The organism is Cellulomonas sp. (genome assembly GCF_015234515.1).
In the GTDB taxonomy this organism is placed as follows: domain Bacteria; phylum Actinomycetota; class Actinomycetes; order Actinomycetales; family Cellulomonadaceae; genus Cellulomonas.
Map to the genome: position 1 here is coordinate 79,013 of NZ_JADGMY010000029.1, position 16,722 is coordinate 95,734.

Below are 16,722 nucleotides of genomic sequence, written 5' to 3' on the forward strand. Positions count from 1 at the left end.
GACGGGGAGTGACGAATGGACAGGCGCATCTTCGGTCTGGAGACCGAGTACGGGGTCACGTGCGCGGCGCAGGACGGCCGCGGCCTGTCCGCGGACGAGGTCGCGCGGTACCTCTTCCGCAAGGTGGTGGCCTGGGGGCGCTCGTCGAACGTGTTCCTGCGCAACGGCTCGCGGCTGTACCTCGACGTCGGCTCGCACCCCGAGTACGCGACCGCCGAGTGCGACGACTGGCGCCAGCTCGTCACGCACGACCGCGCGGGGGAGCGCATCCTCGAGGGCCTCGTGGCGGACGCCCAGCAGCGGCTCGAGCACGAGGGGCTGCCCGGGCGGATCCACCTGTTCAAGAACAACACCGACTCGGCCGGGAACTCCTACGGCTGTCACGAGAACTACCTGGTGCGGCGGCAGGGCGACTTCGCGCGCCTGTCGGACGTGCTCGTGCCCTTCCTCATCACGCGGCAGATCCTCACCGGGGCGGGCAAGGTCCTGACCACGCCGCGGGGTGCGGTCTACTGCCTGTCGCAGCGCGCTGACCACATCTGGGAGGCGGTCTCGAGCGCGACCACGCGGTCCCGGCCCATCATCAACACCCGGGACGAGCCGCACGCCGACGCCGAGCACTACCGCCGGCTGCACGTGATCGTGGGCGACTCGTCGATGTCGGAGACGACGACGATGCTCAAGGTCGGGTCGACCGACCTGCTGCTGCGCCTCATCGAGGCCGGCGTGACGATGCGCGACATGACGCTGGAGAACCCGATCCGCGCGATCCGGGAGATCAGCCACGACATGACCGGCAAGGCGCCGGTGACGCTGGCGTCGGGCCGCACGGTGACCGCGATCGACCTGCAGGAGGAGTACCTCTCGCGCGTCAGCGACTTCGTCACCGCCGAGACGGGGCCCTCCCCGGAGACCAAGCAGGTGCTGGACCTGTGGGAGCGCGGGCTGCGGGCGTTGCGCGAGGGAGACCTCACGCTCGTCGAGCGGGAGCTGGACTGGGTGATCAAGTACCGGATGATCGAGCGCTACCGCGCGAAGCACGGCCTCGAGCTCTCGGACGTGCGGGTGCAGCGGCTCGACCTCGCGTACCACGACATCTCGCGCACCGAGGGCCTGTACAACCTGCTGGCCGCGCGCGGGCTCGTCGAGCGGGTCACCACCGACCTCGACGTGTTCGAGGCGACGGCGGTCCCGCCGCAGACGACGAGGGCGAAGCTGCGCGGTGACTTCGTGCGCGCGGCGCAGGACGCCCGGCGGGACTACACCGTCGACTGGGTGCACCTCAAGCTGAACGACCAGGCGCAGCGCACGGTCCTGTGCAAGGACCCGTTCCGCAGCGTCGACGAGCGCGTCGACCGGCTCATCGAGTCCATGTGACGTCGCTGGCCCCGCGCCTGTCGCGGGGGCCGGACGTCACGCCGCGACGACTCGCGGTGGTCGTACAGTAGGGCCCCGTCGTGCGCGGGCCGGGAGGCCCGGCGCGGCGACGACGTCGTGAAGGACCGAGCTCGGAGGAGGCACGGACGTGCGGTTGGTGGCAGGTGCCCGCCGGGCGGCCGTTGCGGTTCTCGGGGCGGTGGTGCTCGCGGCGTGCACCTCGGTGGCGGCGGTCGAGCCCGAGGTCACGGTGACGGGCGACACGGGCCAGGCCCCGACCGTGACCTACGTGACGCCGCTGACCGTCGAGGAGACGTTCCGCGAGGAGATCTGGCCCGGGACGGGCGCCGAGCTCGTCGACGGCGCTCCGGTGCTCATCGACTTCTGGCTCGAGAACGCGCGGGACGCGAGCCTCGTCAAGGAGAGCTACTCGACGAGCCCCACGCCCCGGATGCTGACGGTCGAGGACCTGGGGACGGACCTGTACGAGACGCTGCGCGGCCAGCAGGTCGGTGCGCGGCTGCTGCAGGTGGCGCCCGGCGGGTCCGGTGCCGACTACCCGACGGTCACGGTCCTCGACGTGCTGCCCACGCGGGCGGTGGGGGAGCCGATCGAGCCGGACCCGTCCCTGCCGGTGGTGACCGAGGCCGGTGACGGCTCGCTGTCGCTGACGCCGACGGGCACGCCCCCGCCGGACCGCCTGGTCGTGGAGCCGCTCGTGCGCGGCACCGGCGCGCAGGTCGCCGCGGGTGACGTCATCACCGTCCAGTACGCCGGGTTCTCCTGGGACGACGGCGCCCTGTTCGACTCCACGTGGCAGCGCGTGCTGCCCGTCTCGTTCCTGCTGTCCGACGTGCCGTCGTGGTCCGAAGGGCTGGTCGACCAGCCCGCCGGCAGCCGCGTGATGCTCGTCGTGCCCCCCTCGTACCCCCTGGGCGTCACCGACGCCGAGGAGCTCGCCGGAAAGACGGTGGTCTTCGTGATCGACATCCTCGCCACCGGCACGCCCGCGCAGGGCGCGCAGTGAGCCTCTCGCTGCGGGTCATCCCGTGCCTGGACGTGGACGCCGGCCGCGTCGTCAAGGGCGTGAACTTCGAGAACCTCCGCGACGCGGGCGACCCGGTCGAGCTCGCCCGGCGGTACGACGCGGAGGGCGCCGACGAGCTGACGTTCCTCGACGTCTCGGCGTCGTCGTCCGACCGCGAGACCACGTACGAGGTGGTGCGTCGCACCGCCGAGGAGGTGTTCGTCCCGCTCACGGTCGGAGGCGGGGTCCGGTCGCCGCACGACGTGGACCGACTCCTGCGGGCCGGGGCCGACAAGGTCGGCGTCAACACCGCGGCGATCGCGCGACCCGAGCTCATCACCGAGATCGCCGACCGGTTCGGCTCGCAGGTGCTGGTGCTGTCGGTGGACGCCCGCCGTACGACAGGGGACACGCAGACGGCCTCGGGCTACGAGGTGACGACCCACGGCGGGCGTCGCGGCACGGGGGTGGACGCCGTCGAGTGGGCCCACCGCGCCGTCGAGCTCGGGGTCGGTGAGGTCCTGCTCAACTCGATGGACGCCGACGGCACGACCGCGGGCTTCGACCTGGAGATGATCACCGACGTGCGCGCTCGCGTGAGCGTCCCCCTGATCGCCTCGGGCGGCGCCGGCACCGTCGAGCACTTCGTCGAGGCGGCGCGGGCCGGGGCTGACGCGGTGCTCGCCGCAAGCGTCTTCCACTTCGGCACGCTGACGATCGGTCAGGTCAAGGACGCCCTGCGGGCCGCGGGAGTCGTCGTCCGCTGACGCGACGGCGCGCCGCCCCGGTCGTCGGGGCGCTGCAGCGCGCGCCGTCGTCAGGGACCGGTCAGGAGGTCCCGCACGGTGGCGACCTCGTCCTCGGCGCCGTCGAGCCGCACGTGCGACGCCTGGAGGCGGCCGGACACGGCGAGCACGAGCTCTCCCACGTCGCCGCGCAGGACGACCGTCCCGTGCCCCTGCCGAGGGGCGTGCACGGCCGACCGCACGTCGTCGTCCCGGACCAGCACCACGCCCGGCCCGAGGCGACGCAGGCGCAGCGGGGCCATGCGCACGAGCTGCGACCACAGGACATCGACGAGGCCCTCCGGCAGCTCGCGGGGCGTGAGGTCCCCGGTGCCCCGGCGCACGTCCTCCGTGTGCACGAAGTACTCCGTGGCGTTCACCGCGTCACCGGCCCACGCGAGCGGGCTCCACCGCGGGGGCCGCGTGGCGAACCGGTCGACCAGGTCGGCGTAGCCGGGGGCGTCGGACGCGCTGTCGGCGAGCCGCTCCGTCGCCGCCGCCAGACCGCCGCGCACCGCGGAGGCGGCGAGCCCGGGCCGCTCACGGATCACCAGGTGCGCCGCCAGGTGCCGGGCCTCCCAGCCCGCGCAGAGCGTGGGGTCGTGCGGGTCCGCGGCGCGCAGCGTCTCGCAGAGCCAGTCGCGTTCGGTCTCGTGCCACGTCATGGCACGTGATCGTGCCATGCGAAGCAGTCTCGTCGCGCACCGTGCCGTCCGGCGCGCGTCGAACGGGTGCAGCCGCGCGTGCGTGAGAAGATCCCCACATCCCCGTGTCGTCAGGAGTGTGACAGCCGTGCCCGCGCGCCCCCGGACCCCCGCCGCCTCGCCGCGTCCGGACGCGCAGGGCGCTGCGCTCCGCGGCTCGACGGCCCGCCGGTCGGCCGCCCTCGTCTGGCGCGGCATGCGGGCGCACCCCCGCACGTACGTCGCCGCCGTCGTGACCTCCGCGCTGTTCGGCGGGCTGACGGTCGCGGTGAGCCGTGTGCTCGGAGCGGTGACCGACCAGGTCGTCGTGCCGGCGCTCGCGGGTTCCGAGGAGGCGCAGGGCAGGATCTGGCTCGCCGGCCTCGTCGTCGCGCTCGTCGCGCTGCTGCTCGCTGTCAGCGTCGCCGGCCGCCGCGTCTTCGCGGGCATCGGTGTCGCCGACATCCAGGCGGACCACCGCCGGGCGGTCACGCGGCAGTACCTGCGGCTGCCGATGTCGTGGCACCGGCAGCACCCGACCGGCCAGCTCCTGTCGAACGCCGGCTCGGACGTCGAGGCCGCGACGGGGGTGTTCAACCCGCTTCCCTTCGCGCTCGGTGTCGTCGTCATGATCGTCGCCGCCACCGCGGCCCTGCTGCGCACCGACGTGTGGCTCGCGCTGGCCGCCCTGGTGGTGCTGCCGCTCGCGGTGATCGCGAACCTCGTCTTCCAGCGCCGGATGACCCCGGCGATCACGCGTGCGCAGCAGCTGCGCGCCGAGGTGGCCGACGTCGCGCACGAGAGCTTCGAGGCCGCCGCGCTGGTGAAGTCGCTCGGTACCGAGGACCGGGAGGACGTGCGGTTCACCGAGCGTGCCCGCGAGCTGCGGGACGCGAACGTGCGCGTCGGCGTGGTCCGCGCGGTCTTCGACCCGGTCATCGACCTGCTGCCGAACCTCGGCACGCTGCTCGTGCTGCTCGTCGGGGTCCAGCGGGTCGCGGCCGGCGCGATCGGCACCGGCGACGTCGTCGCGGCCGCCTACCTCCTGACGCTGCTGGCCGTGCCCGTGCGCGCGTTCGGCTGGGTGCTGGGCGAGCTGCCCCGCGGCCTGGTCGGTCACGACCGGATCTCGCGGGTCCTGGACGCCCCGGGTGTGCCGAGCGAAGGCATCACGCCGCTGGTCGCGGCGTCCCCGGGGGCGACGGTCGAGATGCGCGGGGTGCACCTGCGGGTGCCCAGCGCCGACGGCGAGGTCGAGCTGCTGCACGGCGTGGACCTGCGGGTCGAGGCGGGGCGCACGCTGGCGGTCGTCGGCCCCACCGGCGCCGGCAAGTCCACCCTCGTCGGTCTCGTTCCGCGCCTCGTCGACCCGTCGCAGGGGACGGTCGAGGTCGACGGCGTCGACGTCCGCGACCTGCGACCCGCCGACCTCGCCGCCCAGGTGGGCTACGTGAGCCAGTCGACGTTCGTGTTCGAGGACACCGTGCGCGGCAACGTCACGCTCGCCGACCCCGGTGACGCCGGCGCGCCCCGTGACGACGAGGTGTGGGCGGCCCTCGCCGCGGCACGCGTCGACGACGTGGTGCGGGCGCTGCCGGGCGGGCTCGACGCGCCGCTCGGTGAGCGCGGCGCGAACCTGTCCGGGGGTCAGCGGCAGCGGCTCGCGCTCGCGCGTGCTCTCGTGCGGCGTCCCCGCGTCCTGGTCCTCGACGACGCGACCTCCGCGGTCGACCCGGGCGTCGAGCGCGACATCCTCACCGGGCTGCACGCCGGCACCGGCGCGACCGGCCCGACGGTGCTCCTCGTGGCGTACCGCATGGCCTCGGTGGTGCTCGCCGACGAGGTCGTCCACGTCGAGGCAGGTCGCGTCGTCGACCGCGGCACGCACGCCGAGCTGCTGGCGCGCGACGCGGGCTACCGCGAGCTCGCCACGGCCTACGAGCGCGAGTCGCAGCGACGCGCGCGCGAACGCGCCGACGAGGGCGCGGTCGACGTGTGGGGCGACGACGTCCCGGCAGAGGGAGGACGTCGGTGACGGCGAAGGACCAACCACGGGCGGCCGCGCACGACAGCCGCATGGCACCGGCGAGCACCCTCGGCGTCCTGGCGACGCTGCGCCGCGCGGCGCAGGTGTCGCCCGAGCTGCTCGACGGGCTGGCCGTGACGCTCGTGCTCGCCGTGGTCGCGGCGACCGCCCGCGTGCTCGTGCCGATCGCCGTGCAGCAGACGGTCGACACCGCGATCCTGGCGCCCGGTGGCGTCGACGTGTCGCGGGCCGCCGCGCTCGTCGGCGTCGCGGCGGTCGGCCTCGCGGTCGGTGCCGCCTGCTCCGCGCTGGTCAACGTGCGGCTCTTCCGGTCCAGCGAGGCGGGCCTGCTGACCCTGCGCACCAAGGCGTTCCGGCACGTGCACGACCTGTCCGTGCTCACCCAGAGCACCGAGCGGCGCGGGTCGCTCGTCTCCCGGGTCACGTCGGACGTCGACACGATCTCCATGTTCGTGCAGTGGGGCGGCATCATGCTGCTCGTCTCGACGCTGCAGATCCTCGTGGCCACCACGCTCATGGCGGTCTACTCGTGGCAGCTCACGCTGCTGGTGTGGGCGTGCTTCCTGCCCCTGATGGTGGTCCTGCCGCGCCTGCAGCGCGGCGTGAACCGGCGGTACGCCGCCGTCCGGGAGCGGTACGGCGCGATGCTCGGAGCCGTGTCCGAGGCGGTCGTCGGCGCCGAGACCATCCGGGCGTACGGGGTGTCGGAGCGCACGCAGCGCCGTGTCGACGCCGCGGTGGCCGCGACGCGACGCGCCATGGTGCGCGCCCAGACGCTCGTGGCGGTGGTGTTCTCGTCCGGCGTGCTGGTGGCCAACCTCGTGCTCGCGGTCGTCGTGGTCGCCGGCACGTGGCTGGGTGTCGCCGGCGAGCTGACGGTCGGACGGGTGCTGGCCTTCCTGTTCCTCGTCCAGCTGTTCACGGGGCCGGTGCAGATGGCCACCGAGATCCTCAACGAGCTGCAGAACGCGATCTCGGGCTGGCGGCGTGTGCTGGGCGTCCTCGAGACCCCCGTGGACGTCGCGGAGCCGGGCGAGGACGCCGTCCCCAGCCCGCGCGGCCCCGCCTCGCTGACGTTCGCGGACGTCGGCTACGCCTACCCGGACGGCCCGCCGGTGCTCCAGGACGTCGACCTGCACGTCGCCGCCGGCACGTCGGTCGCGGTGGTCGGGGCGACGGGCTCGGGCAAGACGACGATGGCCAAGCTCGTCGCGCGGTTCATGGACCCGACCACCGGCGCCGTGCTGCTCGACGGCACCGACCTGCGCCGGATCGCCTCGGACGACCTGCGGCGCCGGGTCGTGCTGGTCCCGCAGGAGGGGTTCCTGTTCGACGGCACGATCACCGAGAACATCGCCTACGGACTGCGTGACGACGTGGTCGCCGCCGAGCCGTCGTCGCAGGTCGTGGCCCGCGTGGAGCAGGTGGTCGCCGAGCTCGGTCTCGACGCGTGGCTCGACGAGCTGCCCGCGGGCATGGCCACCCCCGTGGGGCAGCGTGGTGAGCTGCTGTCCGCCGGCGAGCGGCAGCTCGTGGCTCTCGCGCGGGCGCGGCTCGCGGACGGCGACCTGCTGCTGCTCGACGAGGCCACCTCGGCGGTCGATCCCGTGGCGGAGGTGCGGATCGCACGCGCGCTGCGCGAGCTCGCCCGGGGCCGCACGACCCTGACGATCGCCCACCGCCTGTCCACGGCGGAGGCCGCGGACCTGGTCGTGGTCGTCCACGCCGGTCGCGTCGTCGAGGTCGGCACGCACGCCGACCTGCTGGCGCGCGGTGGCCACTACGCGACGATGCACTCCGCCTGGGTGTCGCAGACGCGCTGAGCCCGGCAGCCGGTGCAGCCGGTGCAGCCCGGTCCCGACCGGGCTGGGGACGTGCCGCGGCGCGGTCGCGGACGGCGCGCCTGCGTGCCGGTCGCGCGTGGCAGGATCGTCGGGTGCCGCAGACCGACCCCTCCACCACCCCCGACGGCCGCCTGGTGCGCAGCGCCCTCGACCCCGCCGTGGCCGCGCGCCTGCGCCGCGACGACGCGGGGCTCGTCGCCGCGGTCGTCCAGCAGCACGACACCCGCGAGGTGCTCATGCTCGGCTGGATGGACGACGAGGCGCTGCACCGCACCCTCACGACGGGCCGCGTGACGTTCTGGAGCCGGTCCCGGCAGGAGTACTGGCGCAAGGGCGACACGTCGGGTCACGTCCAGCACGTGCGCTCGGTGGCGATCGACTGCGACGGCGACGCCCTGCTGGTCACCGTCGACCAGGTCGGCGCCGCCTGCCACACCGGCTCCCGTACGTGCTTCGAGGCCGGCGGACCTCTGCCGGTCGTCCTGCCCCCCACCTCCGACCCGTCCGCGGCGGCCGCCGCCACCTCCCGAGGAGCCCAGCCGTGACCCAGCCGTCCGTCTCCGCCGCGCCGCGCGCGACCGCCACGGACCTGCCCTGGGGGGCGACCTGGCCGACGCGCGACGGGTTCCGGGAGCTGGCCGCCGAGCGGCGTGTCGTGCCCGTCGTGCGCCGCCTGCTCGCCGACGACGTGACCCCCGTGGGGCTGTACCGCTCCCTCGCAGCGGGGCGTCCCGGCACGTTCGTCCTGGAGTCGGCCGAGTCGGACGGCACCTGGGGGCGGTGGTCGTTCGTCGGCGTGACGTCGCGCGCGTGCCTGTCGGTGCGGGACGGCCGAGCCGCGTGGTCCGGAGACGTGCCGGTGGGCGTGCCGACCGAGGGTGACGTGCTCGACGTCCTGGGCCGCACCCTCGACGTCCTGCACACCCCCCGCATCGACGGGCTGCCGCCGCTGACCGGGGGACTCGTGGGCGTGCTGGGCTGGGACGTCGTGCACCACTGGGAGCCGACGCTGCCCGCGCGCGCGCCGGAGGAGCTCGGCATCCCCGAGGTGACGATGCTCCTCGCCTCGGACCTGGCAGCCGTCGACCACGTCGACGGCTCGGTGTGGCTCGTGGCCAACGCGATCAACTTCGACGCGACCGACGAGCGCGTCGACGACGCGTACGCCGACGCGGTGCGCCGGCTCGACGAGATGCAGGCGGCGCTGCGCCGGCCCGTGGTCCCCGCACCGGCGGTGATCGACCCGGCCGCACCGGTCCCCGAGCTCGAGTTCCGCAGCACACGTGAGGAGTTCGAGGCGCAGGTGCGTCGCGGGCAGGAGGCCATCCGCGACGGGGACGTCTTCCAGGTGGTGCTCTCGCAGCGGCTGGACCTGGACTGCCCGGCCGACCCGCTGGACGTGTACCGGGTGCTGCGCACCGTGAACCCCAGCCCGTACATGTACCTGCTCGCGCTGCAGGACGCGGACGGGCGCGACTTCTCCGTCGTCGGCTCCAGCCCCGAGACGCTCGTCAAGGTCAGCGACGGCCACGTCACGACGTTCCCGATCGCGGGCTCTCGTCCGCGCGGAGCGACGCCCGAGGAGGACCGGACCCTCGCGGACGAGGTGCTCGCGGACCCCAAGGAGCGGGCCGAGCACATCATGCTCGTCGACCTGTCGCGCAACGACATGGTCAAGGTCTGCGAGCCGACGAGCGTCGAGGTCGTCGAGTTCATGGCGGTGCGGCGGTTCTCGCACATCATGCACATCTGCTCGACGGTCGTCGGTCGCCTGCGCGCGGGGTCCACCGCGCTGCAGACGCTCGTGGCGACCTTCCCGGCCGGCACCCTCTCCGGCGCACCCAAGCCGCGGGCGATCGAGCTGATCGACGAGCTGGAGCCCGCGCGGCGCGGTGTCTACGGCGGGACCGTCGGGTACTTCGACTTCGCGGGGGACATGGACATGGCCATCGCGATCCGCACCGCCGTGATCCGTGACGGGCGGGCGAGCGTGCAGGCCGGCGGCGGGATCGTCGCCGACTCCGTGCCGGCGCTCGAGTACGAGGAGTCGCGCAACAAGGCCGCGGCCGCCGTGCGGGCGATCCAGCTCGCGGCCTGCCTGCGCGACGACCTGCCGTGACCGGCGCACCGGCCGACGGTGCCGCTCGGGCAGCGACCGGCGGGTCCGCGCGCCGCGGCCGGTGGGTGCTGCTGCTCGTCCTCGCGGCGGCGCTGGTCGCGGCCGTCGCGCTGCCGACGTGGGTGGTCGCCGAGGGGAGCAGCTCTCTCGAGAGTCGCGTGAGCGTCGGCGTCACCGGCGCCGCGGTCGCGCCGCAGACGACGGCTGCCGGTCTCGTCCTGCTCGCCGCCGCTGCTGCCGTGGCGCTCGTCGGACGGGCGGGACGCTGGGTGGTGGCGATCGTCACGGCGGGCGCCGGCCTGCTCGTCGCCGCCGCTGCCGTCGCGGTGCTCGCCGACCCCGGCGGCGCCGTCTCGGGTGCCGTGGCCGAGACCACGGGCGTCGCCGTCGGCGACCCGCCCGCGTCGGTGACCGCGTGGCCGGTCGTCGCGTGCGTCGCAGGCGCCCTCGTGGTCCTGCTCGGCCTCGCGCTGGGGCGAGCGGGCGGATCGTGGCGGCACACGTCGCGTCGCCACGAGCGTCCTGGGGGGCCCGCGCCGGCGACCACGGGCGCGGCCGACGAGCGCGCGGACTGGGACGCGCTCAGCCGCGGCGACGACCCGTCCTGACCAGCATGGACGGGGTGGTCTCCGCTAGGGTGGGCCGACACCGAGCACGAAGGACGTACCACTGATGGCCGATCACTCGCTGGCCCACCGCGCCCAGAACCCGACGCGCACCGAGACCATGCACCTGCCGCCGACGACGCCTCCGACGAACCACGGTCGCACCGTCGCGGCGTGGACGACGACGTGGGGTGTCGTCCTCGGCGGCGTGGTCGCGGCGCTCGGGGTGGCGTTGACGCTCGCCTGGCTGTTCTGGGTCGGCATGGGCATCGTCGTCCTGGCCCTCGTCCTGGGCAAGATCCTGCAGCTGCTCGGGCACGGGCAGGGCGGAGCGGCGACGCTCGCCCGGGCACAGCGCCGCGGGGGCCACTGACCGCACCGGGGAGTCCTCCGGTCCGCACCCGGCCGGTCCCACCGGCCACCACTGACGCAGGGAGAGCTGCATGACGACCCCGAACGAGCCCCGCGACCCGTACACGCCCGACGACGAGCCGGGTGCCGGTTCGGGTGCGCCCGGTCCGGCGACCCCGCCGCCGACGCCCCCGTCGGCAGGGGACGTCCCGCCGTACCCCGCGGGGACGAGCCCGGCCGCGCCCTCGGCACCTACCCCGGGCCAGGCTCCGGGCTACGGCCAGCCCCCCGCCTACGGGCAGGGTGAGGCGCCGGCGTACGGACAGCCGCCGGCGTACGGACAGCCGCCGGCCTACGGCCAGGCTCCGGCCTACGGCCAGGCGCCCGGGTACGGCCAGGCGCCGGGCTACGGCCAGCAGCCCGGCTACGGCGGTGCACCGTCGACCGCGCGCAACTCGCTCGGCGGCTGGTCGCTCGGGCTCGGCATCCTCTCGATCGTGCTGTGCTGCTTCGCCGTCGGGATCATCCCCGGTGCGATCGGCATCTGGCTCGGGATCAAGGGTCGCGCGGCGGCGGCGCGGGGTGAGGCCACCAACGGCGGCCTCGCGCTCGCCGGCATCATCCTCAGCGTCCTCGGTGTCCTGATCGGGCTGTACTTCCTCGTGAGCATCGTCATGGGCATCGCCCAGTACGGCGGCCTGGACGGTTTCATGGAGTACGTCCAGGAGGAAGTGGAGCGTCAGCAGCAGCTGCAGACCCCGTGACACCTGCCCCGCAGGTGGCGTCGAGCCCCGGCACCGCGCCCCCGCCGCACGTGCGGCGGGGCGCGGTGCCGCTCGCTCTGGGCGCGGCGGCGGTGGCCGGCGCCGTGCTGCTGGTGGCCCGGTCGCCGTACGTGCCCCTCAGCTACGGGATCTGTCCCTCGGTCCTCTTCCTGGGCGTGTCCTGCCCGGGCTGCGGGGGCCTGCGTGCCACGCACGACCTGCTGACCGGGGACCTCGCCGCCGCGTGGCAGGCGAACCCGCTGTGGACGCTCACCGCGCCGCTCCTGGCGATCGCCTGGCTGCTGTGGACCGTGCGGCGACTGCGTGGCGAGCCGAGCCCGGTCGCGCCGGCGTGGCTCCCGTGGACCGCGCTCGTCGCGGTCGTGGCGTTCGCGGTGCTGCGCAACGTCCCGGCGCTGGTGCCGTACCTCGGACCTGCACCACTGCCGTAACGGCTCGACCGCCGTGGTCGCGAGCGTCGCGTCCTTCGTCCCCGCCCTTCAGGAGTCAACGTCATGAGCACACCCCATGAGCCGCAGCCCGGGCCCCTGTACGGGCAGGAGGCGGCGTACGTCGCGCACGGCGGCGCCGCGCCCGCGGACGCGCCCTCGGGGCCCGGGACGAGGCCGGGTCCGCAACCGGTCACGTCACCCGACCGGCGCCTGCAGCCTGGTCCGCCGGAGGGCGGGTACCCGGTCGTCCCGCCGCCTGCGTACGCGCCACGCAACGACCTCGCGGTGTGGTCCCTCGTCCTCGGTCTGCTGGGCATCATGGGCTGCCTGTTCTTCACCGGCGTACCGGCGGTGATCCTCGGCAACAACGCGCGTCGCGCCGTCGCCGCCGGGCAGGCGAACAACGACGGGATGGCGACCGCGGGCATCGTGCTCGGCTGGGTCGCGAGCGGCCTGGGTGTGCTCGCGGTCGTGGTCCTGGCCCTCGTGGTGCTCCTGCCCCTGCTCTTCCTGGGACTCACCCTCCCGTTCCTCGCCACGACGCCGTAGGTCGCGACGGACCACCGCTGGACCAGGAGCTGGACCACGAGCCGGAGGTGACGGCGACGGTCCACACCTCGGGCGGGTGGACGGACGTGCCGCGCGGCACGTCTACCATGTCTCGTCGGCGACGACCCCGGCCCACAGAGCGGGACGTGCCGCACCAACCGGCCAGAGGGGATGATCGGTCGATGACAGTGCTGGACGACATCGTCGCGGGGGTCAGGGAAGACCTGGCCGCAAGGGAGGCGACGACGCCTCTCGGTGAGCTCAAGGAGCGGGCTGCCCGCCGTGAGTCGGCGCTGCAGTGCGTGGCGCGGCTCAAGATGGCAGACGCGGTGACCGTGATCGCGGAGGTGAAGCGCTCGAGCCCCAGCAAGGGCGCGCTGGCCGCGATCTCGGACCCGGCGGCCCTGGCGGCCGAGTACGAGAAGGGCGGCGCGGTCGCGATCTCGGTGCTCACCGAGCAGCGCCGGTTCAACGGTTCGCTGGACGACCTGGACGCCGTCCGGGCGCGCGTCGACGTGCCTGTGCTGCGCAAGGACTTCGTGGTCTCGCCCTACCAGGTGTGGGAGGCGCGGGCGCACGGCGCCGACCTGGTGCTGCTCATCGTCGCCGCGCTCGAGCAGACCGTGCTCGAGTCGCTGGTGGAGCGGGTGCACTCCCTGGGGATGACCGCGCTGGTCGAGGTGCACGACACCGAGGAGGTCGCGCGGGCGGTGGACGCCGGCGCGCGGGTCATCGGTGTCAACGCGCGCGACCTGCGTTCGCTCGAGGTCGACCGGACCACCTTCTCGCGGGTCGCGCCCGCGATCCCGTCGGACGTCGTCAAGATCGCCGAGTCCGGCGTGCGGGGCCCGCACGACGTGATGGACTACGCGCGCGCCGGGGCGGACGTGGTGCTCGTCGGCGAGGCCCTGGTGACGGACGACGCCCCTCGGCAGTCCGTGGCGGACCTCGTCGCGGCCGGTGCCCACCCGGCGCTGCGGGCGGTACGGCAGTGACCGCGTCCGCGGGCGGCCGTGGCCACGGGACGCGGAGCATGCGTGACGTCCTGCGCGGAGGGGGACCGCTCGCGCGGCACGAAGGCCCGTACTTCGGGGAGTTCGGCGGCCGGTTCGTCCCGGAGGCGCTGATCGCCGCGCTCGACGAGCTCGAGACGCACTACCGCAAGGCGCTGGCCGACCCTGCGTTCTCCGACGAGCTCGAGCGGCTCCACCGCACGTACACGGGGCGGCCGAGCCCGATCACCGAGGTGCCGCGGTTCGCGCAGCACGTCGGCGAGGGCGTGCGCGTCTTCCTCAAGCGTGAGGACCTCAACCACACGGGGTCGCACAAGATCAACAACGTGCTCGGGCAGGCGCTGCTGGTCAAGCGGATGGGCAAGCGACGGGTCATCGCCGAGACCGGTGCGGGGCAGCACGGCGTCGCCACCGCGACGGCCGCGGCGCTGCTCGACCTCGAGTGCACGGTGTACATGGGCGAGGAGGACACGCAGCGCCAGGCGCTGAACGTCGCCCGCATGGAGCTGCTCGGCGCGACCGTCGTGCCCGTCACGATCGGGTCCCGCACGCTCAAGGACGCGATCAACGAGGCGCTGCGGGACTGGGTCGCCAACGTCGAGTCGACGCACTACCTGCTCGGCACGGTGACCGGGCCGCACCCGTTCCCGGAGATGGTCCGCGACTTCCACAAGGTGATCGGTGACGAGGCGCGGTCGCAGATCCTCGACGAGACGGGTGCGCTGCCCGACGCGGTCGTGGCGTGCGTCGGCGGCGGGTCCAACGCGATGGGCATCTTCAACGCGTTCCTCGACGACCCGCAGGTCCGCCTGTTCGGCTTCGAGGCGGGCGGCGAGGGCATCGCGTCCGGACGGCACTCCGCACGATTCTCCGGAGGCGCTCCCGGCGTGCTGCACGGTGCTCGCAGCTACCTGCTCCAGGACGAGGACGGCCAGACCCTCCCGAGCCACTCCGTGTCCGCCGGACTCGACTACCCGAGCGTGGGGCCCGAGCACGCCTGGCTGCACGACACCGGTCGCGCGCAGTACCGCCCCGTGACGGACGGCGAGGCGATGGAGGCATTCCGTCTGCTGTGCCGCACCGAGGGCATCATCCCGGCCATCGAGTCGGCGCACGCGCTGGCCGGCGCGATCGCGCTCGGCCGTGAGGCCGAGACGTGGGCGCAGGACGGGCGGCCTGCCGTGATCCTCGTCAACCTGTCGGGCCGCGGTGACAAGGACGTGGCGACGGCGGCCGCGTGGTTCGGGCTGATCGAGCCCGAGCCCCTGCTGAAGGCCGACGAGGGAGAGCAGCTGTGAGCGTCACGGACGTGCGATCGGAGACGGGCGAGAAGCTCGACGAGCTGGCCTCCGGACCTCGGCCCCGCGCCGCACTCATCGGGTACCTCCCGGTCGGGTTCCCGTCGGTGCCCGGCTCGGCGCGCGCGGTGCGCGCGATGGTCGAGGCAGGCGTGGACATCGTCGAGCTCGGGGTGCCGTACACCGACCCCGTGATGGACGGGCCGGTCATCCAGGCGGCGGCGAACCACGCGCTCGCCCACGGGACGCGCGTGCGGGACACGCTGCTCGTCGCCGAGCAGGTCGCGGACGCCGGCGCGCCGATCCTGGTCATGACCTACTGGAACCTCGTGCTGCGCTACGGCGTCGAGGCGTTCGCGCGGGACCTCGCTGCCGCGGGCGGCGCCGGCCTCATCACGCCCGACCTGATCCCCGACGAGGGCGCCGAGTGGCTGGCCGCCTCGGACGCGCACGGTCTCGACCGTGTCTTCCTGGTCGCACCGAGCTCGACGCCCGAACGGCTGGTGTCGACCGTCGCCGCGAGCCGCGGCTTCGTGTACGCGGCCTCGACGATGGGCGTGACCGGCGAGCGTGCCACCGTGGGGGAGCGCGCGGAGCAGCTCGTCGCCGACACGCGAGCCGCCGGTGCGTCCCGCGTGTGCGTCGGTCTCGGCGTGTCCCGCCCCGAGCAGGCGGCGCAGGTCGCCGGGTACGCCGACGGCGTGATCGTGGGCTCGGCCCTGGTGCGGCCGCTGCTCGAGGCCCCCGACGAGGCCGCAGGTCTCGACGCCCTCACGGGCGTCGTGCGCGGCCTCGCCGACGGTGTGCGCTCGGCGGTGCGGACACCGCGATGACCGTCCTCCCGCTCGCGATCCCGAGCCCCGGGCAGAGCGTCTGGCACCTGGGTCCCTTCCCGCTGCGGGCGTACGCGATCGCGATCCTCCTCGGCATCGTGGTCGCCACCGTCATGACGCAGCGACGGTGGAAGGCGCGCGGGGGAGACCCCGAGACCGTCCTCGAGATCGCCTACTGGGCGGTGCCCTTCGGGATCGTCGGTGGCCGGCTGTACCACGTCGTCAGCTCGCCGGACGCGTACTTCGGCCCCGGCGGCGACCCGTGGAAGGCGCTGGCCATCTGGGAGGGCGGCCTCGGCATCTGGGGTGCCGTCGCACTCGGTGCGGTCGGTGCGTGGATCGGCTGCCGCCGCCACGGGGTGCGGCTGGCCGACTTCGCGGACGCGCTGGCACCGGGACTCCTCGTCGCGCAGGGCATCGGCCGGCTCGGCAACTGGTTCAACCAGGAGCTGTTCGGTGGTCCGACGACCCTGCCCTGGGGGTTGCGCATCGACGACGCCCACCTGCCCGCCGGCTTCGACCCCGGCACGCTGTTCCACCCGACCTTCCTGTACGAGATGCTGTGGAACTTCGCCGCAGCCGCGCTGCTGATCTACCTGGGTCCGAGGTTGCGACAGGGCAGCGGGCGGACCTTCTGGCTGTACGTCGTGCTGTACACGACCGGACGTCTGTGGATCGAGATGCTGCGCATCGACCCGGCGGAGACCGTGCTCGGGCTGCGACTCAACGTCTGGACGTCCATCGTGGTGTGCCTCGGCGCGCTGGTAGCGTTCGTCGTGGTCGGACGTCGCAACCCTGGACGTGACACGACCGTCCTGTCGACACCCCCCACGACGCAGGACGACGAGGCGGACATCTAACGTCGCGCTCGGTGACACCGGTGCGTCGGACGTGATGTCGTCCCACGCGTTCATCGATACCGGCGTGCGGGCGGTATCGTCGCCTTTCACCACGGGCCGACGACGTCCCGGTACC

17 protein-coding genes are annotated in these 16,722 nt (G+C 74.1%); 16 read left to right on the forward strand and 1 reads right to left on the reverse strand.

Features of this window, described 5'->3' with window-relative positions:
* The first annotated feature begins 15 nt into the window (after nt 1–15).
* The 3 genes from pafA to hisF all read left to right on the forward strand — a co-directional run bounded on the left by pafA (nt 16) and on the right by hisF (nt 3,171).
* Complete coding sequence (pafA, locus tag IR158_RS16375; protein WP_291814703.1) at nt 16–1,377, forward strand: Pup--protein ligase; 1,362 nt, start codon at nt 16–18, stop codon at nt 1,375–1,377.
* Between the two features lie 148 nt (nt 1,378–1,525).
* Nucleotides 1,526–2,404, forward strand: a complete 879-nt coding sequence (locus IR158_RS16380) for an FKBP-type peptidyl-prolyl cis-trans isomerase (RefSeq protein ID WP_291814705.1) — start codon at nt 1,526–1,528, stop codon at nt 2,402–2,404.
* A complete protein-coding gene (hisF, locus tag IR158_RS16385; protein WP_291814706.1) occupies nt 2,401–3,171 on the forward strand; it encodes an imidazole glycerol phosphate synthase subunit HisF in 771 nt (256 codons plus the stop codon). Before IR158_RS16380 ends, hisF begins: the two co-directional genes overlap by 4 nt.
* A gap of 50 nt (nt 3,172–3,221) precedes the next feature.
* Here the strand turns inward: hisF and IR158_RS16390 are convergent, their stop codons facing one another.
* The gene (locus tag IR158_RS16390) at nt 3,222–3,854 is read right to left on the reverse strand and encodes a TIGR03085 family metal-binding protein (protein ID WP_291814707.1); all 633 of its coding nucleotides are present in this window, start codon (nt 3,852–3,854) and stop codon (nt 3,222–3,224) included.
* Nucleotides 3,855–4,089: 235 nt separating this feature from the next.
* Between IR158_RS16390 and IR158_RS16395 the strand changes: the two genes are divergently transcribed.
* The 13 genes from IR158_RS16395 (at nt 4,090) to lgt (ending at nt 16,607) form a co-directional block, all read left to right on the forward strand.
* Complete coding sequence (locus tag IR158_RS16395) at nt 4,090–5,907, forward strand: ABC transporter ATP-binding protein (protein WP_291814759.1); 1,818 nt, start codon at nt 4,090–4,092, stop codon at nt 5,905–5,907.
* A gap of 41 nt (nt 5,908–5,948) precedes the next feature.
* Nucleotides 5,949–7,742, forward strand: coding sequence for an ABC transporter ATP-binding protein (locus IR158_RS16400; protein ID WP_291814762.1), 1,794 nt, complete (start codon nt 5,949–5,951; stop codon nt 7,740–7,742).
* A 155-nt stretch (nt 7,743–7,897) separates the two neighbouring features.
* Entirely contained in the window at nt 7,898–8,308 is a 411-nt protein-coding gene (gene hisI / locus IR158_RS16405) for a phosphoribosyl-AMP cyclohydrolase (protein ID WP_227575984.1), read from the forward strand.
* Nucleotides 8,305–9,882, forward strand: coding sequence for an anthranilate synthase component I (locus IR158_RS16410; RefSeq protein WP_291814708.1), 1,578 nt, complete (start codon nt 8,305–8,307; stop codon nt 9,880–9,882). The genes hisI and IR158_RS16410 overlap by 4 nt, the downstream gene beginning before the upstream one ends.
* Nucleotides 9,879–10,490, forward strand: coding sequence for a Trp biosynthesis-associated membrane protein (locus tag IR158_RS16415; RefSeq protein WP_291814709.1), 612 nt, complete (start codon nt 9,879–9,881; stop codon nt 10,488–10,490). The genes IR158_RS16410 and IR158_RS16415 overlap by 4 nt, the downstream gene beginning before the upstream one ends.
* A 64-nt stretch (nt 10,491–10,554) precedes the next feature.
* On the forward strand, nt 10,555–10,860 hold the full coding sequence (locus tag IR158_RS16420; RefSeq protein ID WP_291814710.1) for an HGxxPAAW family protein: 306 nt from the start codon (nt 10,555–10,557) through the stop codon (nt 10,858–10,860).
* Nucleotides 10,861–10,930: 70 nt separating this feature from the next.
* A complete protein-coding gene (locus IR158_RS16425; protein ID WP_291814711.1) occupies nt 10,931–11,602 on the forward strand; it encodes a hypothetical protein in 672 nt (223 codons plus the stop codon).
* Complete coding sequence (locus tag IR158_RS16430; RefSeq protein ID WP_291814712.1) at nt 11,599–12,054, forward strand: DUF2752 domain-containing protein; 456 nt, start codon at nt 11,599–11,601, stop codon at nt 12,052–12,054. The genes IR158_RS16425 and IR158_RS16430 overlap by 4 nt, the downstream gene beginning before the upstream one ends.
* Before the next feature lie 63 nt (nt 12,055–12,117).
* Entirely contained in the window at nt 12,118–12,603 is a 486-nt protein-coding gene (locus IR158_RS16435; protein WP_291814714.1) for a DUF4190 domain-containing protein, read from the forward strand.
* 182 nt (nt 12,604–12,785) lie between these two features.
* Nucleotides 12,786–13,598, forward strand: coding sequence for an indole-3-glycerol phosphate synthase TrpC (gene trpC, locus IR158_RS16440; protein ID WP_291814716.1), 813 nt, complete (start codon nt 12,786–12,788; stop codon nt 13,596–13,598).
* Nucleotides 13,599–13,636: 38 nt separating this feature from the next.
* Complete coding sequence (gene trpB / locus IR158_RS16445; protein ID WP_291814718.1) at nt 13,637–14,914, forward strand: tryptophan synthase subunit beta; 1,278 nt, start codon at nt 13,637–13,639, stop codon at nt 14,912–14,914.
* Nucleotides 14,911–15,747: a tryptophan synthase subunit alpha gene (trpA, locus tag IR158_RS16450; protein WP_291814720.1), complete on the forward strand. Its 837-nt coding sequence runs from the start codon at nt 14,911–14,913 to the stop codon at nt 15,745–15,747. Before trpB ends, trpA begins: the two co-directional genes overlap by 4 nt.
* A complete protein-coding gene (gene lgt, locus IR158_RS16455; protein ID WP_291814722.1) occupies nt 15,744–16,607 on the forward strand; it encodes a prolipoprotein diacylglyceryl transferase in 864 nt (287 codons plus the stop codon). Before trpA ends, lgt begins: the two co-directional genes overlap by 4 nt.
* Nucleotides 16,608–16,722 lie beyond the last annotated feature (115 nt).